Origin of the sequence: Mesorhizobium sp. M0139 (genome assembly GCF_040322455.1) — a bacterium.
In the GTDB taxonomy this organism is placed as follows: domain Bacteria; phylum Pseudomonadota; class Alphaproteobacteria; order Rhizobiales; family Rhizobiaceae; genus Mesorhizobium.
The window spans coordinates 400790-424549 of sequence record NZ_JAMYTN010000004.1 but is presented as its reverse complement, the minus strand read 5'-3'; the positions used below and the strand labels follow the sequence as shown (position 1 = coordinate 424549).

Here is a 23760-nt window from a genome sequence, read left to right as displayed (position 1 = left end):
CCCCCCTCCACCCCACCTAACGGCGGGGGGGGCCTGCTCTTTTTATAAAACCCCCCCCCCCCCCCCACCCCCCCCCCCCGGCCGGGGGGGGGGGGGGGGCCCCGCCCCGCGCGGGGGGGGGGGCCTCGACTGTTCATCAGATCCATACGAATGATCAGTTCATCAACAACATTGATCAAAAATCGGTCGGCGCGCCGCCTTCGGACGTGCGCTTTTCGACGAAGTCGTTGAGCTCTTCGCGGATCGCCGGGTCCATATAAGGTTCCTCGTAGGATGCCAGCCGCTCCTTCCAGACCTTGTTGGCCTTTTCCAGCGCGGTCGGCGATCCGGCTTCGGCCCAGGTCTCGAAATTGCGCCAGTCGGAGAGGATGGGCGAGTAGAAGGCTGTCTTGTAGCGGTCCTGCGTGTGCTGGGTGCCGAAGAAATGGCCGCCGGGGCCGACCGACTGGATGGCGTCGAAGCCGAGCGCTTCGTCGGACAGGTCGAGCGGGGTGAGGAACTCGGCCACCATCTGCAACAGGTCGATGTCCAGCATGGTCTTCTCGTAGGAACAGCGCAGGCCGCCTTCGAGCCAGCCGGCGCCGTGCATCATCAGATTGCCGCCGCCCTGGATGGCGCCCCACAGCGAGAACACACTTTCATAGGCTGCCTGCGCGTCGACGGTGTTGGCGGCGCAGGTATTGGAGGTGCGGTAGGGGATCTTGTAACGGCGGGCAAGCTGGCCGCCGACAAGCTGCGCCTTCATATATTCAGGCGTGCCGAAGGCCGGCGAGCCCGACTTCATGTCGACATTCGAGGTGAAGCCGCCATAGCCAACCGGCGCGCCCTTTCTCACCATCTGGGCAAAGGCGATGCCGGACAGCGCCTCGGCATTTTGCTGCACCAGCGCACCGGCGATGGTCACCGGCGCCATCGCGCCGGACAGGGTGAAGGGCGTGATGACGACGACCTGACCCTTGCTCGACATCTGGATGATGCCTTCCATCATCGGCACATCCAGTTTCAGCGGCGAATTGGTGTTGATGATGGTGAAGACGGACGGCTCTTCGAGCATCTGCTCATGGCTGATGCCGCGGGCGATCCTGGCGATCTCGATGCCGTCGACATTGCGCTCCTTGCCGAGCGAATAGATGTGGAACACCTTGTCGGTCAGCGTGGCGAGGTCGCGGATGCATTCGAGGTGGCGCACGGAAGGATGGATGTCGGTCGGCTCGACCGGATAACCGCCGGTGCAGTTCAGGATGTTGTGCATCTGCGCCAGGCGCAGGAAGTTGCGGTAGTCCTGCTGGTTGCCCGGACGGCGGCCGCGATCGAGATCGGAGCAGTTCGGTGCCGACGCCATCATCGACAGGATCACATTGTTGCCGCCGAAGCGCACATTGTGCGCCGGGTTGCGGGCATGGAGCGTGAATTCCGACGGGCAGTTGGAGATGAGATCGAGGATCATGTCGCTGTCGAAGCGCACGCGCTCGCTGCCCTCGCGGACATCAGCGCCATTTTCCTTCATGATGCGGCGCGCTTCGTCATGCAGCACGTCGACGCCTATTTCCCTCAAGACGCGCAGCGAGGCGAGGTGGATCGATTCCAGCTCGTCGTCCGAGATCAGCTTGGTCGGCGTCAGCGGATTTCTCAGTTGTCGAAAAGCCGGCTGTTCGAAGGCGGCCGAGCCGCCGGCGCGCTTGCCCGCACGGCCACCGCGACGGGCACGGTCGGCTGCCAAAGGCGGTTCGGCTGGATGCAGGGCGGCGGTCATGATGGTCCTCGTACGATGCTGGTAGCGGGCGGCATAATGGACCGGCGGCTGTCCGGCCATTGCGGAGGCGGCGACCACTAGGACGAGGGAAGCGACATGCCCGAACGGCAGTCCGATAGCTGACAACCTTGCCGGGGATTGGCGGACAGGACGCGCCCACTGCGGCTCTTGGCGCAAGGGGATTTCAGGCGCGGCCCTTCCTTTCCCTAAATCGAACCGCTAGCTCAATGGTTTGCCGCTGGATCGGGCCGGCAATTCATGTGGAAGGCATCATGGCTGCGACCGGTTCGAGCGATGGCGAAGCGGGGACGCAATGGGCGGCGCTTGCCGGCGTAACTGCCGCCCTCGCGATGTTCGGTGCGGCGCAAGGGCTGAGCTCGCCGCTGTTTACGCTGCTGATGCAGAAGCAAGGCATGTCGCCGGCGCTGATCGGCTTGTCGGCAGCGATGATGCCGCTTGGCCTGATCCTTTCGGCCTCGTTCGTGCCGGCAGCCGTTCGGCTGGTCGGCGCGCGCAACCTGGCTGTGGGTTGCTCATTGATTGGGGCGCTGTGCTTCCTCGGCATCGGCTACCTGCAGGACTGGGTGGGCTGGTTCGTCATCCGCTTCATCATCGGTATCGTCATCAACCCGCTCTATATACTGGGCGAAGTATGGGCGCTGTCGCTGGCGCCGCCGTCGCGCCGCGGCAGGGTGATGGGGGCATTCAACACCGTGCTGGGCGCTGGCTATGCTGCGGGGCCTTTGGTCCTGACCGCGGTTGGGATATCGGGCTGGGTTCCTTTCCTGGTCGGCATGGCCGGCTTCATCCTGTGCGCCGCGATCCTTCGTGCTGTTTCGTCAAGCCTCGCCGGCTTCGAGGATGACGGCCAATTGCCCGGCGGCTTTTTCGGTTTCGCCAGGCTGGCGCCGGCGCTGTTGTTTGCCGTGCTGGTTTCGGCGGCGGTCCAGCAGGGCACCTACGCTTTGATGCCGGTCTTCGGTGCCGCCTATGGCCTGCCCGAAAGGACGCTGGCGGCCCTGGTGATGGCACTGTCGCTGGGAAACATCTTCCTGCAAATCCCGCTCGGCCTGCTGGCCGAGCGTTTCGGCGGGCGGGCGATGATCATCTTCTGTGCGTTGGCGACAACGGCCTGCGCGGTTTTGCTGCCGTTGCTGATCACGACGCCGGCGATCTGGCTCGTCCTTCTCGTCATGGGCGCTGTAGGCTACGGCGTCTACACCATGGCGCTGGTGGAGCTCGGCAGCCGCTTCAGGGGAACCGTGCTGGTCGCCGGCAACGCCGCCTTCGCATTGATGTGGGGCGCCGGCGGCATTGTCGGCCCGCCTGGCGCCGGTGCCTTGATGCAGATCATCGGTCCGCTCGGTCTGCCGGTGGTGATCGCCGGCCTCGACGCGCTGCTGGTGAGCTTCGCGCTCTATCGATCGTTCAAGCGCCAAAACTCCTGACGGCCCAAAACTCCTGACAGGCCAAAACTCCTGACAGGCCCAAAAACTCCTGACAGGCCAAAACTCCTGACAGGCCCAAAAACTCCTGACAGGCGTTGTCTGGAGCAAACGGTTTTTCCCGGGGCGGGGCTTACCCGCGTCGGACAGAAAAGCTAGTCCTGAACCTGGTTTAGGTGCCAATGATGAACCTGGCGGAAGCTGACAACGAGAAGATGCAGTGGGCGGCGATCAGCGGCGTGATCGCGACCGTCTCGGTGTTCGCCATCGCGCAAGGCCTGTCCTATCCGTTGCTGAGCTTCATCCTGCAACGCCAAGGCGTTTCGCCGGCCATCATCGGGCTCTCGGCGGCAATGACGCCGATCGGCTTCATCGTCTCGTCGCCGCTGATCCCGGCACTGGCGCGCCGGTTCGGCGCAGGACGCACCGCGCTTACCTGCGCGGCCCTTTCGGCTATTGTGCTTGCGCTGATCGGCTGGACGCAGAATGTCTATCTGTGGTTTCCGCTGCGCTTCTTGATCGGCGTGGTGACCAATCCGCTCTATGTCTTGAGCGAAATCTGGGTCATCGCACTGGCGCCGCCATCGCGCCGCGGTCGCGTCATGGGTGTCTATTCAACCATCATCTCGGCCGGCTTCGCTGCCGGGCCGCTCTGCCTGCTCGCTGTCGGCACCGTGGGATGGCCGCCATTCCTGGTGGGGATCGCCGCCTTCATCTTTTGCGGCGCCTGCCTGGGGCTGGTGCTGCCGCGACTGCCGAAGGTCGACGAAGCCGGGCGCAGGGTTTCGGTCATGGGCTTCGTGCCACTGGCATGGCTACTGCTGTCGGCGGTGGTCGTAGCCGCCGGTTTCGAACAGGGCGTGCTGGCGCTGCTGCCGGTCTACGGCACGCACCATGGCATCGCGGAAGCGCGCATGTCGGCGCTGCTGTCGGTGATGATCGCAGGCAACATCGCCATGCAGGTGCCGCTCGGCTTGCTGGCGGAACTGCTGACGGCGCGGCTGGTGCGATTCATCTGCGTCGTGGTGACGGTGCTGGGCTGCGCCCTGTTGCCGCTGCTCATCGAGACGCCGCTGATCTGGCCTTGCGTCTTTATCTGGGGCGCGGTCTCCTATGGCATCTACACCATGTCGATCATCGAGCTCGGCGACCGCTTTACCGGCTCGGCGCTGGTCGCCGGCAATGCCGCCTTCTCCCTGATGTGGGGCGTCGGCGGCATCGTGGTGCCGCCGCTGGCGGGTGGCGTCATGGATGTGATCGGCGCCTCCGGCCTGCCGATCACGCTGGGCACGATTTGTCTGGCACTGGCTGTGGCCACGGTCCTGCGCCGGCGGATGGTTTGAGGCCGCATTCCCCCGATGACCTGACGTACCATCTTGAATAAAACCGCTTGCAACGCGATGTAGGCAGGGCTGCCCGCCACTAGCCTGGAGACCATGCGTGACCCAATCGACGACAAAACGCCAGACGGATGCCACCGCAGAGGACAAGTTCCTCTGGCTGGAGGACCGGACCAGCAAGGAATCGCTCGACTGGGTGCATCGCCAGAACGAGATCACCGTGGCCGAACTACAGGGCGATCCATCCTACCAGGCGGCCTTCGAGACGGCGCTCGACCTGATGACGGCCGAGGACAACATTGCGGTCGGTGCCGCGCTCAACGGCCAAGTCTATAATTTCTGGCAGGACAAGACCAATGTGCTCGGCCTCTGGCGCCGCACGACGGTTGCTTCCTACAAGACCGAGAAGCCTGTGTGGGAGACGATCATCGACTTCGACGTGCTGTCGGCCAAGGAGGGGGTGAAGTGGGTGTTCAGCGGCGCCAGCCGCCTTTACCCCGATTTCAACCTTTGCCTGGTGGCGATGTCGCCGGATGGCGGCGATGCGAGCGAGATGCGCGAATTCGACATCGAGACCAAATCATTCATCGAGGGCGGCTTCCGCGCTCCCGCCTCGAAATCCGGCTTTTCCTGGCTGGACAGGGACACGGTCATTGTCTCGGCTGCCTTCGATGAAGACGACAAGACCCAGTCCGGTTATCCGCGCGTCGTCAAGCTGTGGAAGCGCGGCACCCGGTTGGAGGAGGCGACGCCGATCTTCGAGGCCGAGAAGCAGGATCTCGCGGCCGGCGCGGGGGTCGAGCATGATGGCGACAGGCAGTATTTGTTTCTGGCCCGCACGATCGCCTTCTTCTCCTCGCACAGTTTTCTGCGCCTGCCGTCGGGCGAAAACCGGCGCATCCCGCTGCCGGACGATGTCACCGACACCGCGCTGTTCAAGGGCCGGTTCGTGTTCGGGGTGCGCAGCCCATGGACGGCGCCGGGCGGCACTGAGTGCTTGCCGGACGGCCTCTATTCCTTCGATTTCGAACACTGGATGGACACCGGCGACCTGGGCCCTGTTGAAACCATGCTCGCGCCAGCGCACCGTGTTTCGGTCGCCGGCATTGCCCGCACTCAGGACCGGCTGTTCATCAATCTGATGGACAATGTGCGCGGCAAGGTCGTTGTCGCCGAGCGCAGCGGCGACCGCTGGTCGCTGAAGCCGGTGGCGCTGCCCGAGAACGGCAATGTCGGCATCGCGCATGCCGAGCATTTCGGTTCCAGCGTCTCCTTCTCCTTCACCGATTTCCTGACGCCGAGTTCGATCATCTGGTCGGATGATAACGGGGCGACGCTGGCCACCGTGAAATCGCAGCCGGCTCGGTTCGACGCCGCGCCGCTGGTCTCCGAACAGTTCGAGGCGCGCTCGAAGGACGGCACAATGGTCCCGTATTTCGTCGTCAGGCGGCGCGACCAGAAGGGTCCGGTGCCGACGCTGCTCTACGGCTATGGCGGCTTCGAAATACCGCTGCTGCCCGGCTATGCCGGCGTGCGCGGCAGGCTGTGGCTGGAAAAGGGCAACGCCTATGTGCAGGCCTGCATCCGCGGTGGCGGCGAGTTCGGGCCGGCCTGGCATCAGGCCGCGCTGAAGGGCAATCGCCAGACTGCCTTCGACGATTTCGCCGCGGTGGCTGAGGACGTCGTCAGGCGCGGCATAGCCACGGCTGCTTCCCTCGGCATCCAGGGCGGCTCGAATGGCGGCCTGCTTACCGGCGTTTCCCTGACGCAGCATCCCGAACTGTTCGGCGCCGTCATCATCGAGGTGCCGCTGCTCGACATGCTGCGCTACACCGAACTGCCGCCAGGCGCCTCGTGGATCGGCGAATATGGCGATCCGGCAAAACCGGAAGAGGCCAAGTGGCTCGCCGCCTATTCGCCGTACCATCATGTCTCGGCCGATGCCGACTATCCCCCGGTGCTGCTCACGACATCGACCGCCGACGACCGCGTCCATCCCGGCCATGCCCGCAAGATGGCCGCGAAGCTGCAGGAAGCAGGTCACGGCAAGACGTTGTTCTTCGAGGAGACGGAAGGCGGCCATGGCGGGCGCGGCGACCGCCGGCCGCAAGCGGCGCAAACCGCCATGAAATACGTGTTCCTGCAAAGGGTATTGAGCGGCACCGCTTGAATTCCGGGCCTCGGGCGGCATAGACTGCCGCCATGGTCTACATGAGCACATCCGGCGCCTTCGGGGTCGCGGTGACACCGTCGCCGCGCACGCTGCGCGCCGAACTGCTCAGGCTGTGCGCCCGCATCGGCTATTCGCCGCCCGCCGTCCTCTGACGAAGTCGCCCCGGCAGCTTGCCGGTTTGATTCCAGAGGAAAGAGCAAACCCATGACTTACCAGAACTATTCGCTGAAGCAGCTTCAGCAGATTGACGCCGCGCATCATCTGCATCCCTTCACCGACCACAAGGAATTGCGCGAGACCGGCTCGCGCATCATCACCCACGCCAACGGCCCGTTCATCTACGATGCCGACGGCACCGAAATACTCGACGGCATGGCCGGGCTGTGGTGCGTCAATGTCGGCTATGGCCGCGACGAGCTGGCCGACGCCGCTTACGCGCAGATGAAGGAATTGCCCTACTACAATTCCTTCTTCAAATGCTCGACGCCGACGCCCGTGCTGCTGTCGAAGAAGCTGGCCGAGCTGGCGCCCAAGGGCATCGCCCAGGTGTTTTACGGCTCCTCCGGCTCGGAGGCCAACGACACGGCGCTGCGGCTCGTGCGCCACTATTGGGTGCTGGAAGGCAAACCGGAGAAGAACCGCATCATCTCGCGCAAGTCGGCCTATCACGGCTCGACCGTCGCCGGCACGTCGCTCGGCGGCATGGATTTGATGCACAAGCAGCTCGGCGGGGCGGTTCCCAACATCGTCCATGTGATGATGCCCTATGCCTATGAGTTGGCGTTGCCTGGCGAAAGCGACCATGATTTCGGCCTGCGCGCGGCCAAGGCGGTCGAGGATGCCATTCTGGAGGCCGGCGCCGACAAGGTCGCCGCCTTCATCGGCGAGCCGGTGATGGGAGCGGGCGGGGTGAAAATACCGCCGATGAGCTATTGGCCGGAAGTGCAGCGCATCTGCCGCAAATACGATGTGCTTTTGATGCTGGACGAGGTCATCACCGGCTATGGCCGCACCGGCGAATGGTTTGCGGCGCAGACCTTCGGCGTCGAGGCCGACACCATCACCACGGCCAAGGCACTGACCTCGGGCTATCAGCCGCTGTCGGCGCTGCTGGTCGGCGACCGTATCGCGGCGACGCTGGTCGAAAAGGGCGGCGAATTCTACCACGGCTATACCTATTCGGGTCACCCGGTGGCCTGCGCGGTGGCGCTGAAGAATCTCGAGATCATGGAGCGCGAAGGCCTGGTCGACAGGGTCAGGAACGACACCGGACCTTACTTCGCCCAGGCGCTGCAAGAGCGCATTGCCGGCCACGAACTGGTCGGCGAGGTGCGATCGATCGGGCTGATGGGCGCGATCGAGATCGTCAAGGACAAGGCGACCAAGGAGCGCTTCCTGCCGGCGGGCAGTGCCGCCGTCACCGTCCGCGACCACGCCATCGCCCAAGGCCTGATGCTGCGCGCCACCGGCGACACGATGATCCTGTCGCCGCCGCTGATCTGGACCCGCGCGACGATCGACATGGCTTGCGATCGCATCGCCAAAGCGCTGGATCTGGCGCAAGCGGATTTGCGCAAGAAGTAGATGGAACGAGCGCCGGGCGCCTTGCAAACAGGGCGCCCGGACTGTGCGCCTGCTTATCGTCAGGGTCGACGGGGTCAGCGCACCGATCGTGCTGGTCAATGAAGACCATGAGGCAATTCCGAACGCTGCAATCGGAATAATAATTCAGACTGAGCAGTATAGGACTGCAAAACGCAAAAACCGCGCTCCATGGGAACGCGGCTTTGCCAGATACGCATGGCATTTCGCCAACAATACACTTGCGAAACTTACGGGCTCCGGTACGCGAGACCTGATCCGGAGCGCCGGGCGGATGCGATATGTCCGCCTCGCCATCCCTTATATAGGCACATCGTTACCGCCGGGTTATCGAGAGCTTAAGCAAATCTAAATTTGCAATTTTTCCGCGCAATAAAAATGAGAAAAGCGCTGCCAAATTCGAAACTTATAGAGAACTGCCGCGAAGGAAATTTATGATGCCGGAAAAATCCGATCCGCCATTTCCCTGGGCGTTGAACAGCGCATAAAGCTGGGCCGCTTCGGCCCCCATCGGCGTCACCGCGCCGGCGCTTTGGGCGGCTTCCTGCGCCAGCTTCAGGTCCTTCAGCATGAGTGCCGCGGCAAAGCCCGGTTTGTAGTCGCGGTTGGCGGGTGAGGCCGGCACGGGACCCGGCACCGGGCAGTAGGTGGTCAGCGACCAGCACTGGCCCGACGAGGTCGAGGCAACGTCGAACAGCGCCTGATGCGAGAGGCCGAGCTTTTCGGCCAGCACGAAAGCCTCGGCAACCCCGATCATCGAAATGCCGAGCATCATGTTGTTGCAGATTTTGGCTGCCTGACCGGCGCCGTCGTCGCCGCAATGGACGATGCGGCCTGCCATCGGCTTCAGGACCGGTTCGGCCTTGGCGAAGGCATCCTTGGCGCCGCCGGCCATGAAGGTCAGTGTTCCCGCAGCAGCACCGCCGGTGCCGCCGGAGACGGGGGCGTCGATCGAATGCAGCCCGTGTTCCCTTGCTACGGCATGCGCCTTGCGGGCCGACTCGACATCGATGGTCGAGGAATCAATGAACAGGGCGCCTGGTTTGGCCTTGGGTGCGATGTCCTCGTAGACCGAGAGCACGTGCTTGCCGGCGGGAAGCATGGTGATCACGACATCAGCGTCTTTCACCGCCGCCACGGCATTCGCCGTGACAATGACGCGATGCTCGTGGGCGACGGTGAGGTTTTCCGGCATCAGGTCAAAGCCGTGCACCGCGTGCCCCGCCTTGACGAGATTGGCAGCCATCGGGTTGCCCATATTTCCGAGACCAATGAAGGCGACAGTGGTCATAGTGGTGCTCCATGATGAGTAGGCAGTAGGCAGTAGGCAGTAGGCAGTAGGCAGTAGGCAGTAGGCAGTAGGCAGTAGGCAGTAGGCAGTAGGCAGTAGGGCGACCTATTCGGGTGCGAGTTTGAGAATAAGTTGGCGAAGCATCTTTCCGATGGCCTCGGCCGCCAGAAGCAGGTGCTCAGCTTGCCCATGCGTGGCAACGCCAATGCGTTGAGCGATTTGGAGGTGTGTCTCGAACTCCTTCAGCGAGCCTTGGGCTATCCTGAGAAATTGCTGATAGGAGCCTCGGTTGTCTCGGCCATAGCCTTCCGCGATGTTTGCAGGGATAGAGGTTGCTGAACGGCGGATTTGGCTGGTCAGCCCATACAATTCCTCTTTGGGCCATGTCTTGGTCAATGAGTAGGTGCTGACAGCCAGATCCATCGCCTGCTGCCATACGATAAGATCCTTGTACGAGTTGATCTTGGCGGTCATCCTTTGCCTACTGCCTACTGCCTACTGCCTACTGCCTACTGCCTACTGCCTACTGCCGACTGCCTACTGCCGTCCGATCAACGCCCGCGCGATGATGACGCGCATGATCTCGTTGGTGCCTTCGAGGATTTGGTGGACGCGCAGGTCGCGCACCAGTTTTTCGATACCGTAATCATGAAGATAGCCGTAACCGCCATGCAGCTGCAGCGCCTCGTTGGCGACGTTGAAGCCGATGTCGGTGACGAACCGCTTGGCCATGGCCGACCATTTGCCGGCATCCGGCGCCTTGCGGTCGAGTTTCGAGGCGGCGGCGTAGAGAAAGATCCGCGCTGCCTGCAATTCGGTCTCCATGTCGGCCAACCTGAACTGCAGCGCCTGGAACTGGTTGATCTTCGAGCCGAAAGCCTTGCGCTCGGCGGTATAGGACAGCGCCTTGTCGAGTGCAGATTGCGCGCCGCCGAGCGAACAGGCGGCGATGTTGAGGCGGCCGCCATCAAGCCCGGCCATTGCGATGCCGAAACCGGCGCCTTCGCCCGACAGCAGATTCTCTGCAGGCACCTTGCAGTCCTCGAAGATAACTTGGCGGGTCGACTGCATGTGCCAGCCCATCTTGTGCTCGTTGGCGCCGAAGGACAGGCCGGGCGCATCCTTTGATACAACGAAGGTGGAAATGCCTTTCGGCCCGTCGGCGCCGGTGCGCGCCATGACGACATAGAGGTCGCTGTCGCCGGCCCCGGAGATGAACTGCTTGGCGCCGTTAAGCACATAGTCGACGCCGCTCTTCACCGCGCGCGTCTTCAGCGCCGCGGCATCCGAGCCGGAGCCCGGCTCGGTCAGGCAGTAGCTCGCCAGCCATTCCATCGAGGTCAGCTTCGGCAGGAAGCGTTGGCGCTGCTCGTCGTCGCCGAAGCGGTCTATCATCGACGCCGCCATATTGTGGATCGAGATGAAGGAGGAAAACGCCGGATCGGCGTGCGACAGTGCCTCGAAGATCAGCACGGCGTCGAGCCGGCCGAGCGCCGAGCCGCCGACATCGTCCCTGACATAGATGCCGCCGAGGCCGAGCGGGCCGGTCTCGCGGATTACATCGGCGGGAAAGTGTCTTGCCCGGTCCCATTCGAGCGCATTGGGCGCAACGCGATCGGCGGCGAAGGCCTGTGCCATCTCCTGGATGGCGCGCTGTTCCTCGTTGAGCTCGAACTGGCTGGTGCTCGCATCGACCGCGGCGTCCATGGCGTGCTCCCTGTGTTCCCCAGCTGGGGTTGGCTTGCTGGCCTGTTGTTTTTGGCTTTGCGCGCCGCTCAATCTAGACCAATGATGCCGCCGCGCAACCCGGCTCGCCGCGCAGCCGCTGTGCATGAATGGATCAACGGAGCATTGCGTGCCGACATATTTCGACGAATTGCTCGACCGCTTCCATGCCTATCTCCGGGGCGTGGACAACGCGCTGGTGCGGGACGCCGTGACCCGGATCGGCTGGAATATGACGGCGCGCGTGCTCGAAGCGCATCCGCTGCCTTGCCTTGGTCTGCTCGACCGCATTGTCGAACTGGCGCCGCCGGACCCGCAGCCTCTGGTGCAACTGCTGGCGGAGCGTCGTGACGATCTGTGCTGGGGGCAGACCTACAACGCGAGCGATTTTGGTGAAGCGTTCTTGCAAAAATACGGCTGGCTGGAGGTGTTTGGCACGCGCGGCCATTTCGCCAATGAAGAGGTCGCGGCCGGATTGCTGATCCTGGGACCCGGCATCACCTATCCCGACCATCATCACATTGCCGAGGAGATCTACATTCCGCTGACCGGCGGCACCGAATGGCGCATGGGCGAGGGCGGCTTTCACATCCGCCAGGCGGGCGAAATTATCCATCACGCCTCCAATGTCAGCCATGCCATGCGCACCGGCAGCGAACCGTTGCTGGCGCTCTACATCTGGCGCGGCGGGCCGCTGTCGCAGAAGTCGACCGTTTCCGGCGCGCAGGGCAGGGGCTGAGCATGGCCAAGGCGATCATGCTGCAAGGCACGGGTTCGGATGTCGGCAAGACGGTGCTGGTGGCGGGGCTCTGCCGCGCGGCCAGGAATCGCGGGCTGAAAGTCAGGCCGTTCAAGCCGCAGAACATGTCGAACAATGCCGCCGTCGCCGTCATTCCGGGCGACAACCGCCCCGGCGGCGGCGAGATTGGCCGTGGGCAATGGCTGCAAGCGCTGGCGTGTGGTGTTCAGCCGACCGTGCATATGAATCCGGTGCTGCTCAAACCCCAGAGCGATATCGGTTCGCAGGTGATCGTGCAAGGCAAGGTGTTCGGCGACGCGCGAGCGCGCGACTACCAGACAATGAAAGCGGGGCTGATGGACGCCGTGCTGGAGTCCTGGACGAAGGTCGGTGAGGGCGCCGATCTGGTCATCGTCGAGGGCGCCGGATCGCCGGCCGAAATCAACCTGCGCAGCCGCGACATCGCCAATATGGGCTTTGCCACACGCGCCGACGTGCCGGTGATTCTGGTCGGCGACATCGACCGCGGTGGCGTCATCGCTTCGGTCGCCGGCACGCATCTGATCCTACCGGAGGAAGACAGGCGCATGATCGTCGGCTACCTCATCAACAAGTTCCGCGGCGATGTCTCGCTGTTCGACGACGGCATCCGGTCGATCGAAAGCTTCACCGGCTGGCGCTGCTTTGGCGTCGTGCCGTGGCTGAAGGCGGCGGCGCGATTGCCGTCCGAGGATTCGGTCGTACTCGAACGCCTGACGTCGGGCGAGAAGCGGGCGTTGAAGGTCGCCGTGCCGATGCTTGGCCGCATCGCCAATTTCGACGACCTCGACCCGCTCAAGGCCGAACCGCAGGTCGAAGTGGTGTTTGTGCCGCCGGGGCAGCGCTTGCCGGAGGATGCCGGCCTGGTGGTCATTCCCGGTTCCAAATCGACGATCGGCGATCTCATGAAGTTCCGCGAGAATGGCTGGGATCGCGATCTCCTCGCGCACCGCAAACGCGGCGGCCATATCGTCGGCATTTGCGGCGGCTTCCAGATGCTCGGCCGCCTGGTGCGCGATCCCGATCGCATCGAGGGCAGCGTCACCGAGGCCGAGGGACTCGGCCTGCTCGACATCGAGACGGTGATGGAGCCGGAAAAGACGGTGCGCAATGTCAGCGCCCGCTCGGTGCCGTTCGGCCTGGCGCTCGAGGGCTACGAAATTCATCTCGGCCGCACCACCGGGCCGGACATGGCGCGGCCGTCGGCTGTGATCAACGGCATCGACGACGGTGCTATTTCCGCCGATGGCAAGGTTTTTGGCACCTATCTGCACGGCCTGTTTTCCGCCGACGCTTTCCGGGCGAGATTCCTGGAAAGCCTCGGCGTGAAAGGCGGCGGCATCGACTATCGCGCGGAGGTGGAAAAAGCGCTGGACGAGATCGCCACCGAGCTGGAGCGCCATCTTGAGTGCGATGCGATTTTTGGGTTAGCAAGGTAGGGACCATCCACCGTTTCGTCATCCTCGGGTCTGCGCGTCCGCTTTGCTTCATTGTCATCCTTCCGCGCGGAAGAGCCTAACAGACCATGCATCCAAAGCAAAAGCGCCCGGCTTTTGACCGGGCGCTTCGAATTGCAGAGGTCGCGGGTGCCTAGGCGCCGCGCATCAGGCAGGCGGCGGCAAGCACAATGTATGCGATGAGGACAATCCACACCGCAGCCAGAGGAATGAACGCAAGAACGCCAAGCGCGGCGAGCACGCCGATGATGGCGATAACAAGGGAGATGATGAAAACAAGCTGAGTGGGTGCACTAAGATTCATGTGTGGTCCCTCCAACATGATTCGTACAACGGCACTCTATCAGGCGTGAGGCTTATACACCAATCAGCTGGCGCAATGGGTTCGCCGGGTCGGCCAGCAGCTTCACCGCCAGAGCCAGGCAGATGATCACCAGCAGCGGCTTGATCAGCCGGGCGCCGATGCGGATGGCAAGGCTGGCGCCGAGCCGGGCGCCGAGGAACTGGGCGACGCCCATCATCAGCCCGATCTTCCAGTAGACGACGCCGGCGACGGCAAAGACGATGAAGCCGCCAATGTTGGAGGCGAAATTGAGCAGCTTGGTGTGTGCCGTCGCCTTGAGCACGCCGAAGCCGGCAAGGCTGACGAAGGCCAGCATGTAGAAGGAGCCGGCTCCCGGCCCGAACAGCCCGTCATAGAAGCCGACCAAAGGGGCGATGATCAGCCCGAACAGGAAGGGCGACAGGCGCTCGGCGCGGTCGACATCGTTCATGTTGGGTTTCACGGCGAAGTAGATCGCGATGGCGATCAAAAGCAGCGGCAGCAGCGCCCGCAGGAGATCACCTGGCACGAATGCCGCCAGCAAGGCGCCGACGGCACTGCCGGTAAGGGCCAGAAGCGCCGATGGCAGCTGTCGACGCAGATCGACATGGCCATTCCTGGCATAGTGGATGGTCGCCGAAGCGGTGCCGAAAATGCCCTGCAGCTTGTTGGTTCCAAGTGCTGCGACCGGCGGGAATCCGGCAAGCAGCAGGGCCGGGATGGTGATCAGCCCGCCGCCGCCGGCTATCGAATCGACAAAGCCGGCTGCAAAGGCGGCGAAGGCAAGCATGATGACGGTGTGGGTAGCGAGGTCGAGCATCGGGATTTCTGAACATTCCGGCGGGAAAGGTGATGCCGCGCCTTCTCATGGCCATCTGGTTTGCGCAAGGCCGATTCCGCGCTACGTCCATCCAAGCGCGTTGCGCTTGGATTTCCTGTGGTGCATGTCATTATCCCAATACCGCTGGGCAATTTTGGGTCATGTGCACTGGGCGGACTCGGAAAAGGGATACTGTTGGCGATGGCATTGCTCGACCAGATACGCTCGATCTTCGATGGTGACCCCGGCGTGCGCAAGGTTGCCGACGACCCGGTGCTGTCGGCGGAACTCTTGATGCTGTTTCGCATGATCCTGGCCGACGGCTCGGTTTCGGAGAGCGAGATGGTCGCCTTCCGGCGCATCTGCAAGGACGCCTTCGGCATCCCGGAAACCAGCATCGACGCGGTCATCGAATATCTCAATGATTTCGGCTACGAGACCAACGGTTCGCAAGCCATTGCGCTGTTCCGCGATCTCGATGTCGAACGGCGCAAGTTGCTGGCGCTCCACATGGCGGAGATCGCCAAAGCCGATTCCAAACTGGCAGAGAGCGAAGTGCGGCTGTTGCGCCGCACGCTCGATTTGCTCGACATCAGCCCGGTCGATGTGGTGAAGCCGGAGGAGTGAGGCAGACCAGGGGCAACGGCCGCCCGGCCGGGTCCCCGCTGCTTCGCAGCGTCCCAGCGTTCGTGACCTTTCATCGTGCCACTGGCACGATGAATTCGCTGCGCGAACCGGTCACTCACCCCTGTTCCTGCATACGGTGAGCGATCGCCCGATGCAGATCGGGCGCGGCCGCGACCAGCGCCCTGGCCGCCTCCGACTGCGGATGATCGAGCACGTCGCCGGTCTTGCCGCGCTCGACGATCCTGCCGTCATGCATGACCAGCACCTCATCGGTGATGGCGCGGGCGACGGTCAAATCGTGAGTGATGAAGAGATAGGCGATGCCGAGCTTCTGGTTGAGCTCTGCGAACAGATCGAGGATCTGGGCGCGGATCGAGACGTCGAGCGCCGAGACCGGCTCGTCGGCGACGACCAGCTTCGGCCTGGTGATAATGGCGCGGGCGATCGACAGGCGCTGGCGCTGGCCGCCGGAAAACTCATGCGGATATTTGTCCATGTCGCTGACGCCGAGGCCGACCTCGTGCAGCGCATGCGCCACCATCTCGCGCCGCTCGGCCGGTGTCGGCTTCTTTTCCAGTACATGCAGCGGCTCGGCGACCAGTTTCTCGACCTTCTTGCGCGGGTCGAAAGAGCCGTAGGGATCCTGGAACACCACCTGCATGTCGCGCCGCGCGGCTTTGAGCTCCGCCTCGCTTTTGCCGGTGATGGTCTCGCCGCGAAAGCGGATCGTGCCCGATGTCGATTTGTCGAGCGCCAGGATCATGCGGGCAAGCGTTGACTTGCCGCAGCCGGAGCGGCCGACCAGCGCCACCGATTGGCCCGGCGCCAGCGACAAGGACACGTCGTCGACGGCGCGGATCGGAGACGCTGACTTGAACAGGGAGGTGCGCCGGCCCGGATAGTCCCGTGTCACGCCTTCGACCTCAAGCAGCGGTTTGCCCTGGCCGGTGGCGTGAACCTTGGCGCGCGCGGGCACGTGCATGGAGGCCAGCGCCAGCTGGCGCGTGTAGGGATGCAGCTGTTCCGATAGCGTGCGTGCGGTGTCGCCGGCTTCCATCACCTCGCCATGACGCAGGATGGTGATGCGGTCGGCCATTTCGGTGACGACGGCGAGATCGTGCGAGATCAACAGCAGGCCCATTCGGTTTTCGCTGACAAGGCCGCGCAAGAGGTCGAGGATCTGCGCCTGCAGCACCACGTCGAGCGCCGTGGTCGGCTCGTCGGCGATGAGCAGCTTGGGTTTCAATGCGCAGGCAATGGCGATGACGACGCGCTGGCGCTGGCCGCCCGACAATTCGTGCGGATAGCGCGACAGCGGGAATTTCGCCTCGGGCAGGCCGACGCGGTCGAGCATTTTGCGCGCGCGGTCTTCGGCTTCCGCGCGGCTGGCTTTGGTGTGCCAGCGTATGCCTTCGGCGACTTGTTCGCCGATGGTCTTGACCGGGTTCAGCGCCGTCATGGGCTCCTGGAACACCATGCCGATGTCATCGCCGCGCAACGCGCACATCTGGTCCTCTGTGGCCGCGAGGATGTCGATGCCCTCGAAGGTCACGCAGCCGGTGGCGCGCGCAGCATGCGGCAGAAGCTGCATGATGGTCAGCGCCGTCATCGATTTGCCCGAGCCGGATTCGCCGACCAGCCCCATCACCTCGCCGGGCGCGACGGAGAGGTCGACCCCTTTGAGGATCGACGTGTCGCCGATCGCCAGCGACAGGTTCTCGATCTGCAGCAGGCTCATCGTTGCCGCCGCGACTTCGGGTCGAGTATGTCGGCGATGCCGTCGCCGAGCAGATTGAGCCCAAGCACGGTGACGACAATGGCCATGCCGGGGAAGATCGCCATCCACGGCGCCACCACCATGCGCGTCTGGGCGTCGAACAGCATGCGGCCCCAGCTCGGCATTGGCGGCTGGGCGCCGAGGCCGACATAGGAGAGACCGGCTTCGGCCAAAATGCCGAGCGCGAACTGGATGGTGCCTTGCACCAGAAGCAGCGTGGCGATGTTGGGCAGCACGTGCTCGATTGTAATCTGCGTCTTGCTCTTGCCGGCGGCGCGCGCGGCGAGGATGAACTCGCGCGGCCAGATCGCCAGCGCGCCGGCGCGGGCGACACGCGCAAACACCGGGATGTTGAAAATGCCGATTGCGATGATGGCGTTGATTGCGCCCGGTCCGAAGATGGCGGTGATCATGATCGCCGACAGCAGCGCCGGGAAGGCGAAGACGAGGTCGTTCAGCCGCATCAGCGCCTCGTCGACAAACCCGCCGCGCGCCGCGGCGAAGGCGCCGAGCGGCACGCCGACGCCCATGCCGATGCCGACCGCGACCAGCGCCACGGCAATCGAGTTGCGGGCGCCGACCATGATCATCGACAGGATGTCGCGGCCGAAATGATCGGTGCCGAACCAGTGCGCCGCAGAGGGCGCCAGCGTCTTGTCCGAGATCACCAGTTTGGTCACGTCGTAGGGCGTCCAGACGTAGGAGATGACCGCTATTGCAGCCACCAGCACCGTGATGGCGAAGCCGATGAGGAAGGAGCGGTTGCGGAAGGCCTTGGCCAGAATGCTGCCCAACGTCTCCTGCGGGATGTCGATGTGCAGCGTCATTGCCGGCCTCGAAGGCGCGGATCGACGATGGCGTAGGAGACGTCGACGACGAGGTTGACCGCAATGACGGCGACGACCAGCAGCATGACGATGCTTTCCACCACGATCAGGTCGCGCTGAGTGATCGCCTGGAACACCAGCCGTCCGAGGCCGGGGAGATAAAAGACGTTCTCGATGATGATGGTGCCGGCGAGCAGGAAGGCGAATTGCAGGCCCAGAATGGTCAGAACCGGGATCATCGCGTTGCGCAGCGCGTGCCGCCATAGCACGGCGCGGTAAGGCAGGCCCTTGGCGCGGGCGGTGCGGATATAGTCCTCGTTCAGCACCTCGATCAGCGCCGAGCGGGCAACGCGCGCCAGGATCGCCGCCTGCGGCAGAGCGAGGGCGATGGCCGGCAGCAGCAGCGATTTCAGCGCCGGCCAGGCGCCGGCGCTCCAGCCGGGAAAGCCGCCGGCCGGCACCAGCCGCAGCCAGACGGCAAAGAGGTAGATCAGCATCAGCGCGAACCAGAAGTTCGGGATGGCAACGCCGAGCTGGGCGGCGCCCATGGCGATCGTATCGCCGGCCCGCCCGCGCCGGCTGGCGGAATAGAGCCCGACCGGGATGGCAATGATGGTGGACAGCGCCAGCGCGATCAGCGCCAGCGGCAGGGAAACCGCCATGCGCTCGCGGACAAGGTCGATGACCGGCACTGAATAAGTGTAGGAGCGGCCGAAATCGAGGCTGAGCAGACCGCCGACCCAGTGGAGGTAGCGCAGGAGAAGCGGCGCGTTGAGGCCCATCTGGTTGCGCAGGAGTTCGACCTGCTCGGCGCTGGCGTTGAGGCCAAGCATCAGCCGCGCCGGATCGCCGGGCAGGATTTCTAGCACGGCGAAGACGACCATCGAGGCCAGGATCAAGGTTGCGATGGCGATGGCGAGGCGTTTGAGGAGGTAGGCGGTCATGGTGGAGGGGCGCCCGGTGCGGCTGCGCCTTGAAAGTCGAGTTCCCCCCCACCCCCCTCTGTCCTGCCGGACCCGGCCCTTCGCTGTCGCTTCGGGCGTTCGTTGTTCGGAAAGCCAAGCAGTTGGCTTTCCGTCCGCTGCGCGGACCACTCCTCACCCCCCGCAAGGGGGGAGATCAGCAGGTTCTGTGTCGTCGACCAGCGTTCAACGTTCGCGATAGGCGAAAGCGGAGATGAGAGCCCGATCTCCCCCCTTGCGGGGGAGATGCCCGGCAGGGCAGAGGGGGGTGTGACGGAGCGCAAACGCCGCCCTTTGGCCCGCCGCCTCAATCCGTCCACTTCACCTTGGTCAGATCATTCGCCTGGATCGGCGCATTCTCCCACAGGCCCTGCAGCTTGGCGTCCCAGACGCCGACCTTCGGCAGTTCATAGAGGAAGCCGACCACGGCGTCGTCGGCCAGGATCTTCTGTGCTTCGCCGAGCAGCGTGTTGCGCTTGGCGTCGTCGGAGGTGAGGTTCAGCTCGGCGATGATCTTGTCGAAGGCGGGGTTGTCGTAGTTGAAGTAGTAGTCCTTGCGCGAGTAGATATCGATGTCGTTGGGCTCGGTGTGGGAGACGATGGTCAGGTCGTAATCCTTCTTGGTGAACACCTGGTCCAGCCACTGCGCCCATTCGACCGGAATGATTTCCAGGTCGATGCCGACATCGCGCAGCTGCGAAGCGATGATCTCGCCGCCAAGCCGCGCATAGGAAGGCGGCGGCAGTTTCAGCATCGCCTTGAAGCCGTTCTCCAGGCCGGCCTGCTTCAGCAGTTCCTTGGCCTTGTCGACATTGTGCGGATAGAGGCCGGTGAGGTCGACATAGGCCTTGCTGGCCGGCGACATGTGCGAGCCGATCGGCACGCCGAGGCCGGCCGAGGCGCCGTCGATGATCGCCTTGCGGTCGAGCGCGAAGGCAATTGCCTGCCGCACCTCGAGCTTGTCGAAAGGCGGCTTCTTGTTGTTGATCGCCAGAATGGTCTCGCCCTCGGTCGAGCCGATCACCACCTTGAAGCGCGGATCGTCCTTGACCTGCGCGACGCTGTCGGGATCGAAGAAAGGGAAAGCCTGGATGTCGCCGGAGAGCAGCGCCGGCACGGCGGCGGCGGCGTCGGGAACGATGCGGAACTCGGCCTTGTCGAGGAACACCGGGGCGCCCCAGTAAGTGTCCGATTTCACCAGCGTGATCGACGAGCCCTTGGCCCAGCTCTGGAATTTGAACGGGCCGGTGCCGATGGGCTTTTCCTTGTTGGTGTCGGCGCTCTCGGGCGCCACAATCACCGCGTCGCCCCAGCCCAGATTGTAGAGGAACGACCCCTGCGGGTTCTTCAGCGTCACCTTGACCGTCGTCGGATCGACGACTTCGACCGTATCGATGGAGGCGAACAGGGCTTTTTGCGCGTTGACCGAATTGTCGGCGCGGGCGCGGTCGAGCGAGAACTTCACGTCGCCGGCGTCGAAATCGCTGCCGTCATGGAATTTGACGCCGGTGTGCAGCTTGAAGGTGTAGACCTTGCCATCGTCGGAAATGGCCCAGCTCTCGGCAAGGTCGGGCAGCACTTCGCCATTCGGACCGATGCGGGTCAGGCCCTCGAAGACGTTGGCGTAGAGCACTTCGTCGATCGCCGCGGCAGCACCGGCGGTCGGATCGAGATGTGGCGGCTCGAGCGTAATGCCGATCACCAGGTCGGTGCGTGCGGCAAATGCCTGACTGCCGGCCAGTGCCAGCACCGCGGCGGCAAGAATGGTTTTCCACAATTTCATCGTGCAACTCCCAAATGCTCGAACCCTGGTGCGATAGAAGCGTGATTTCGAGGTGGAGTAAATTGCGTTTCGTGCTCCGCAGCGGCGCGGGGAGGAATGTTTTTTCAGCGAAGTCGATGGTTCAGTCCGCGGCCGTGCCCCTAAGCAGCACATTCAGCCCGATCGCCATCACCTTGGCCGACTCCACCATATCAGAGATACCGACCCATTCGTCGGGCCGGTGGGCGAGGTCCAAAATGCCCGGGCCATAGGCGATGCAATCATAGATGTGGCCGATGCGGGCGATGTGCTTCTGGTCGTAAGTGCCTGGTGAAATGACATAATCCGGCTCACGGTCGAAGATCGCCATGATGCCTTGCGCCACCGCCTTGACCACCGGCGCGTCGCGCTCGGTCATCAGCGGCAGCACCTCCATCAGGTCGCGAATCTCGTAGTCGAACTTTTTGCGCTCGCGCTTCAGCCGGTCGAGGATATCGGTCACCTCGCTCTTGACCGTGGCAAGGTCCTCCTCGAGCAGGAAGCGGCGGTCGATGGTCAGCCGGCAGGCGTCGGGCACGTTGGGTGAGGGCAGGCCGGGGCGGAAATCCTCGGTCTGGCCGCCATGGATCGAGTTGATGTTCATGGTCGAGCGCTTTGCGCCTTGGGGCACGACAGGCATGCGCGTCACCTTGCGGTCGAGCGCCGGAAACAGTTCATCCTCGAAGGCCTGCAGCACGGCGCCCATGTGGCGCACCGCATTGTCGCCGAGGAACGGCATCGAGCCATGCGCGATCTCGCCCTTGGTCTCGATCTCCGCCCACCAGACGCCGCGATGGCCAAGACAGATGCGGTCCTTGTTCAGCGGCTCCGGGATGATGACGTGGTCGACCTTGGGTTTCGAGAAATAGCCAAGCTTCGCCAGATGGGCGACGCCGCCGAAGCCGCCGGACTCCTCATCGACCGTGCCCGAAATTTCGATGGCGCCGGGAAAGTCGGGGAATACCTCCATGAAGGCTTCCGCCGCGATGATCGAGGCGGCCATGCCCCCTTTCATGTCGCAGGCGCCGCGGCCGTAGACCTTGCCGTCCTTCACCACCCCGGCAAAGGGATCGACGCTCCAGCCTTCGCCGGCTTCGACCACATCGATGTGCGAGTTGAAATGGACACAGGCTCCAGGCGAGCGGCCGTCGAAGCGGGCGACGACATTGACGCGGGGATAGCGGTCGGTGTCGCCGGGCGTGCCTTCGGCGCGGATGAATTCGGTTTCGAAGCCAAGCCTGCCTAGGCGCGCACCGATATATTCGGCGCAGGGGCGATAGGCTTCGCCAGGCGGGTTGATGGTCGGGAAGCGGATCAGGTCGGCGGTCAGTGCGACCAGGTCATCAACACGGGCGTCTATCGCTTTGAAGAGTCGTTTGTTCATTCCCGGATTTGAGCAGGCAAGGGGGTGGTTTTGCAAGCATCGCGCCACTGGCGCCGAAACTTCGTGTCGCAGCGGCAACTATGGCGGAAAATCGTTCAAATTCGCTGCTTTAGATTGGCGAATTTATCAAGGAGTGTGTGTTAGATCACTCACCTGTCGTTAAAAAGATGAAAAACCGCGTGATGACAGGGCAGGCAAGGGGCATCAAAGGGGTTTGATCTCATGACTAAAATCGTTCTCATGGCAGCTGCTTTTGCGGCGATGCTGTTCGGCACGTCCATCGAAAGCAGGGCTGCCTCGCTGGTGGCCAGCATCGACGTCTCGTCGCAGACCATGACCGTCAGCCAATACGGCCAGGTGCTTTATCGCTGGAGCGTGTCGACCGCCCGCAGTGGCTATTTCACGCCGCGCGGCACCTATCGGCCGCAACGCACGGCGAGGATGTGGTATTCGAAAAAATACCACATGTCGCCAATGCCTTACTCGGTGTTCTTCCATGGCGGCTACGCCATCCACGGCACCGGCGCGGTCAGGCAGCTAGGGCGTCCCGCATCGCATGGCTGCGTGCGGCTGCACACCGCCAATGCCGCGATGTTCTATGCGATGGTGCGCGAAGTCGGCTTCGGCAATACGCGGATCGTTGTGACGAACTGAGGCTTTGGACGACTTAAGATTGACGCTGCCCCTGGCCGGTGGCGTTGGCCTGTCCGCGCCGGCGGCGACGCCGGCCTGAGATTTCCCACCTTTTGTGGAACCACATCCACTGTCCCGGATCCTCGCGCACCCAGCGCTCGACCACGTTGGCGAGCAGTTGGGTGGTGGCCGCGACATCGACGCTGCCGCTTTCATTGCGCGGCAAGGTCAGCTTGTCCTCGATCTCGAGGCGGAAGCGGTTGCCAGGCAGCCGCACACATCGCGCCGGATAGACGTCGCAATCATAGTGACGGGCGAGCATACCCAGAACCGGATTGCTCTGGCATGGGCGGTTAAAGAAGATTGTCTCCAGTCCGCTAGAGAATTTCTGGTCGACCAGCACGCCGATATTGCCGCCTTTCTCCAGAATCGACGCCAGCGCGAAGGAGGCGCCGGTCGAAGACGGCAGCAAGGCGCCCATGCTCGAACGCCGCGTCGAATGGATATAATCGGCGAGGTAAGGATTGTTCGGCGGACGAAACAGCGCCGTGATCTTCATGCCGAACGTCGCGGCAGCCACCGGCAGCAGTTCGAAATTGCCGAGATGGCCGGTGAACAGGATATGCGGTTTGTCCTCGCCAGCTATCTGATGGAAATGATCGGCGCCACCGACTTCGACGCGGCCGGGCGTCGCTGCGTTCGGATCATAGTCGAAGAGGGCGTCAAGAAAGATGTATTCGGCGGCGAGCCGGGCCATGTTGCCCCACATGTCGGAGGCGATGGCCTCGATCTCGACATCGCTCTTTTCGGGATAGGCAAGGCGCAGATTGTTGATGGCGACACGGTGGCGCCCGACCCACGGACCGATGCGCCGTGCCGCCCGGTCGGCGAAATTGAGCGCCCTGTCCGCGGGCAAGAGGCGCAGCAGCGAGATGATCGTCATCGCCACGCGCGCCACCAGCCAGTGCTCCATCTGGCGCAGTCTTCGGCCATAGCGGAACATGAAGTCCCGGCGGGCTTTCTTGAACACCTTGCCGACCATA

At 63.5% G+C, this 23760-nt stretch carries 21 protein-coding genes; 9 read left to right on the top strand and 12 right to left on the bottom strand.

Going from position 1 to position 23760, the window contains the following annotated elements; genetic code table 11:
- Positions 1–175: 175 nt before the first annotated feature.
- Positions 176–1753: a trimethylamine methyltransferase family protein gene (locus tag NKJ58_RS09435; protein ID WP_023741571.1), complete on the bottom strand. Its 1578-nt coding sequence runs from the start codon at positions 1751–1753 to the stop codon at positions 176–178.
- Between the two features lie 272 nt (positions 1754–2025).
- Here NKJ58_RS09435 and NKJ58_RS09430 point away from each other — a divergent pair, with 272 nt between their 5' ends.
- From NKJ58_RS09430 to NKJ58_RS09410, 5 genes are all read left to right on the top strand, one after another.
- Positions 2026–3201: an MFS transporter gene (locus tag NKJ58_RS09430; protein ID WP_023821495.1), complete on the top strand. Its 1176-nt coding sequence runs from the start codon at positions 2026–2028 to the stop codon at positions 3199–3201.
- 182 nt (positions 3202–3383) lie between these two features.
- Complete coding sequence (locus NKJ58_RS09425; RefSeq protein ID WP_352519682.1) at positions 3384–4541, top strand: MFS transporter; 1158 nt, start codon at positions 3384–3386, stop codon at positions 4539–4541.
- A 97-nt stretch (positions 4542–4638) separates the two neighbouring features.
- Entirely contained in the window at positions 4639–6708 is a 2070-nt protein-coding gene (locus NKJ58_RS09420; RefSeq protein ID WP_352519683.1) for a prolyl oligopeptidase family serine peptidase, read from the top strand.
- 32 nt (positions 6709–6740) lie between these two features.
- Positions 6741–6863, top strand: a complete 123-nt coding sequence (locus NKJ58_RS09415; protein ID WP_023670422.1) for a hypothetical protein — start codon at positions 6741–6743, stop codon at positions 6861–6863.
- Between the two features lie 52 nt (positions 6864–6915).
- Complete coding sequence (locus NKJ58_RS09410; RefSeq protein ID WP_023805456.1) at positions 6916–8295, top strand: aspartate aminotransferase family protein; 1380 nt, start codon at positions 6916–6918, stop codon at positions 8293–8295.
- A 424-nt stretch (positions 8296–8719) separates the two neighbouring features.
- On the opposite strand, the gene mmsB is transcribed toward NKJ58_RS09410, so the two are convergent.
- The 3 genes from mmsB to NKJ58_RS09395 all read right to left on the bottom strand — a co-directional run bounded on the left by mmsB (position 8720) and on the right by NKJ58_RS09395 (position 11311).
- Positions 8720–9604, bottom strand: a complete 885-nt coding sequence (mmsB, locus tag NKJ58_RS09405) for a 3-hydroxyisobutyrate dehydrogenase (RefSeq protein ID WP_352853024.1) — start codon at positions 9602–9604, stop codon at positions 8720–8722.
- 105 nt (positions 9605–9709) lie between these two features.
- Positions 9710–10078 carry a four helix bundle protein gene (locus NKJ58_RS09400; RefSeq protein WP_023744726.1) on the bottom strand — a complete coding sequence of 123 codons (369 nt, stop codon included), beginning with the start codon at positions 10076–10078 and terminating at the stop codon, positions 9710–9712.
- Positions 10079–10141: 63 nt separating this feature from the next.
- Positions 10142–11311, bottom strand: coding sequence for an isobutyryl-CoA dehydrogenase (locus NKJ58_RS09395; protein WP_352518709.1), 1170 nt, complete (start codon positions 11309–11311; stop codon positions 10142–10144).
- Between the two features lie 148 nt (positions 11312–11459).
- On the opposite strand from NKJ58_RS09395, the gene NKJ58_RS09390 reads away from it, so the two are divergent.
- Together NKJ58_RS09390 and NKJ58_RS09385 are read left to right on the top strand one after the other, a co-directional pair.
- Entirely contained in the window at positions 11460–12068 is a 609-nt protein-coding gene (locus NKJ58_RS09390; RefSeq protein ID WP_352459147.1) for a dimethylsulfonioproprionate lyase family protein, read from the top strand.
- A gap of 2 nt (positions 12069–12070) precedes the next feature.
- The gene (locus tag NKJ58_RS09385) at positions 12071–13546 is read left to right on the top strand and encodes a cobyric acid synthase (RefSeq protein WP_352518708.1); all 1476 of its coding nucleotides are present in this window, start codon (positions 12071–12073) and stop codon (positions 13544–13546) included.
- A gap of 151 nt (positions 13547–13697) precedes the next feature.
- Here NKJ58_RS09385 and NKJ58_RS09380 read toward each other — a convergent pair whose 3' ends face one another.
- A complete protein-coding gene (locus NKJ58_RS09380) occupies positions 13698–13868 on the bottom strand; it encodes a hypothetical protein (RefSeq protein ID WP_023670429.1) in 171 nt (56 codons plus the stop codon).
- 52 nt (positions 13869–13920) lie between these two features.
- Entirely contained in the window at positions 13921–14706 is a 786-nt protein-coding gene (locus NKJ58_RS09375) for a TSUP family transporter (RefSeq protein ID WP_352518707.1), read from the bottom strand.
- 195 nt (positions 14707–14901) lie between these two features.
- Between NKJ58_RS09375 and NKJ58_RS09370 the strand changes: the two genes are divergently transcribed.
- Complete coding sequence (locus NKJ58_RS09370; RefSeq protein WP_023688142.1) at positions 14902–15333, top strand: TerB family tellurite resistance protein; 432 nt, start codon at positions 14902–14904, stop codon at positions 15331–15333.
- A 115-nt stretch (positions 15334–15448) separates the two neighbouring features.
- On the opposite strand, the gene NKJ58_RS09365 is transcribed toward NKJ58_RS09370, so the two are convergent.
- The 5 genes from NKJ58_RS09365 to NKJ58_RS09345 all read right to left on the bottom strand — a co-directional run bounded on the left by NKJ58_RS09365 (position 15449) and on the right by NKJ58_RS09345 (position 22084).
- Complete coding sequence (locus NKJ58_RS09365) at positions 15449–17071, bottom strand: ABC transporter ATP-binding protein (protein ID WP_352518705.1); 1623 nt, start codon at positions 17069–17071, stop codon at positions 15449–15451.
- Positions 17068–17937, bottom strand: coding sequence for an ABC transporter permease (locus NKJ58_RS09360; RefSeq protein WP_023700306.1), 870 nt, complete (start codon positions 17935–17937; stop codon positions 17068–17070). The genes NKJ58_RS09365 and NKJ58_RS09360 overlap by 4 nt, the downstream gene beginning before the upstream one ends.
- On the bottom strand, positions 17934–18881 hold the full coding sequence (locus NKJ58_RS09355) for an ABC transporter permease (RefSeq protein WP_023710755.1): 948 nt from the start codon (positions 18879–18881) through the stop codon (positions 17934–17936). The genes NKJ58_RS09360 and NKJ58_RS09355 overlap by 4 nt, the downstream gene beginning before the upstream one ends.
- A gap of 325 nt (positions 18882–19206) precedes the next feature.
- Entirely contained in the window at positions 19207–20682 is a 1476-nt protein-coding gene (locus tag NKJ58_RS09350) for an ABC transporter substrate-binding protein (RefSeq protein WP_023751596.1), read from the bottom strand.
- A gap of 121 nt (positions 20683–20803) precedes the next feature.
- Positions 20804–22084 (bottom strand): acetylornithine deacetylase/succinyl-diaminopimelate desuccinylase family protein, encoded by a 1281-nt coding sequence (locus NKJ58_RS09345; RefSeq protein WP_023706064.1) that lies wholly within the window; start codon positions 22082–22084, stop codon positions 20804–20806.
- A 222-nt stretch (positions 22085–22306) separates the two neighbouring features.
- Between NKJ58_RS09345 and NKJ58_RS09340 the strand changes: the two genes are divergently transcribed.
- Positions 22307–22738, top strand: a complete 432-nt coding sequence (locus tag NKJ58_RS09340; protein WP_023681747.1) for a L,D-transpeptidase — start codon at positions 22307–22309, stop codon at positions 22736–22738.
- Between the two features lie 13 nt (positions 22739–22751).
- Here the strand turns inward: NKJ58_RS09340 and NKJ58_RS09335 are convergent, their stop codons facing one another.
- Positions 22752–23759, bottom strand: coding sequence for a lipid A biosynthesis lauroyl acyltransferase (locus NKJ58_RS09335; protein ID WP_352518704.1), 1008 nt, complete (start codon positions 23757–23759; stop codon positions 22752–22754).
- Position 23760 lies beyond the last annotated feature (1 nt).

Bases quoted from the DNA above. Each gene is read 5' to 3' on its own strand.
- NKJ58_RS09435 (WP_023741571.1), bottom strand. From the start codon at position 1,753: ATGACCGCCGCCCTGCATCCAGCCGAACCGCCTTTGGCAGCCGACCGT.
- NKJ58_RS09430 (WP_023821495.1), top strand. From the start codon at position 2,026: ATGGCTGCGACCGGTTCGAGCGATGGCGAAGCGGGGACGCAATGGGCG.
- NKJ58_RS09425 (WP_352519682.1), top strand. From the start codon at position 3,384: ATGAACCTGGCGGAAGCTGACAACGAGAAGATGCAGTGGGCGGCGATC.
- NKJ58_RS09415 (WP_023670422.1), top strand. From the start codon at position 6,741: ATGGTCTACATGAGCACATCCGGCGCCTTCGGGGTCGCGGTGACACCG.
- NKJ58_RS09410 (WP_023805456.1), top strand. From the start codon at position 6,916: ATGACTTACCAGAACTATTCGCTGAAGCAGCTTCAGCAGATTGACGCC.
- mmsB (WP_352853024.1), bottom strand. From the start codon at position 9,604: ATGACCACTGTCGCCTTCATTGGTCTCGGAAATATGGGCAACCCGATG.
- NKJ58_RS09400 (WP_023744726.1), bottom strand. From the start codon at position 10,078: ATGACCGCCAAGATCAACTCGTACAAGGATCTTATCGTATGGCAGCAG.
- NKJ58_RS09395 (WP_352518709.1), bottom strand. From the start codon at position 11,311: ATGGACGCCGCGGTCGATGCGAGCACCAGCCAGTTCGAGCTCAACGAG.
- NKJ58_RS09385 (WP_352518708.1), top strand. From the start codon at position 12,071: ATGGCCAAGGCGATCATGCTGCAAGGCACGGGTTCGGATGTCGGCAAG.
- NKJ58_RS09380 (WP_023670429.1), bottom strand. From the start codon at position 13,868: ATGAATCTTAGTGCACCCACTCAGCTTGTTTTCATCATCTCCCTTGTT.
- NKJ58_RS09375 (WP_352518707.1), bottom strand. From the start codon at position 14,706: ATGCTCGACCTCGCTACCCACACCGTCATCATGCTTGCCTTCGCCGCC.
- NKJ58_RS09365 (WP_352518705.1), bottom strand. From the start codon at position 17,071: ATGAGCCTGCTGCAGATCGAGAACCTGTCGCTGGCGATCGGCGACACG.
- NKJ58_RS09360 (WP_023700306.1), bottom strand. From the start codon at position 17,937: ATGACGCTGCACATCGACATCCCGCAGGAGACGTTGGGCAGCATTCTG.
- NKJ58_RS09355 (WP_023710755.1), bottom strand. From the start codon at position 18,881: ATGACCGCCTACCTCCTCAAACGCCTCGCCATCGCCATCGCAACCTTG.
- NKJ58_RS09350 (WP_023751596.1), bottom strand. From the start codon at position 20,682: ATGAAATTGTGGAAAACCATTCTTGCCGCCGCGGTGCTGGCACTGGCC.
- NKJ58_RS09345 (WP_023706064.1), bottom strand. From the start codon at position 22,084: ATGAACAAACGACTCTTCAAAGCGATAGACGCCCGTGTTGATGACCTG.
- NKJ58_RS09340 (WP_023681747.1), top strand. From the start codon at position 22,307: ATGACTAAAATCGTTCTCATGGCAGCTGCTTTTGCGGCGATGCTGTTC.
- NKJ58_RS09335 (WP_352518704.1), bottom strand. From the start codon at position 23,759: ATGGTCGGCAAGGTGTTCAAGAAAGCCCGCCGGGACTTCATGTTCCGC.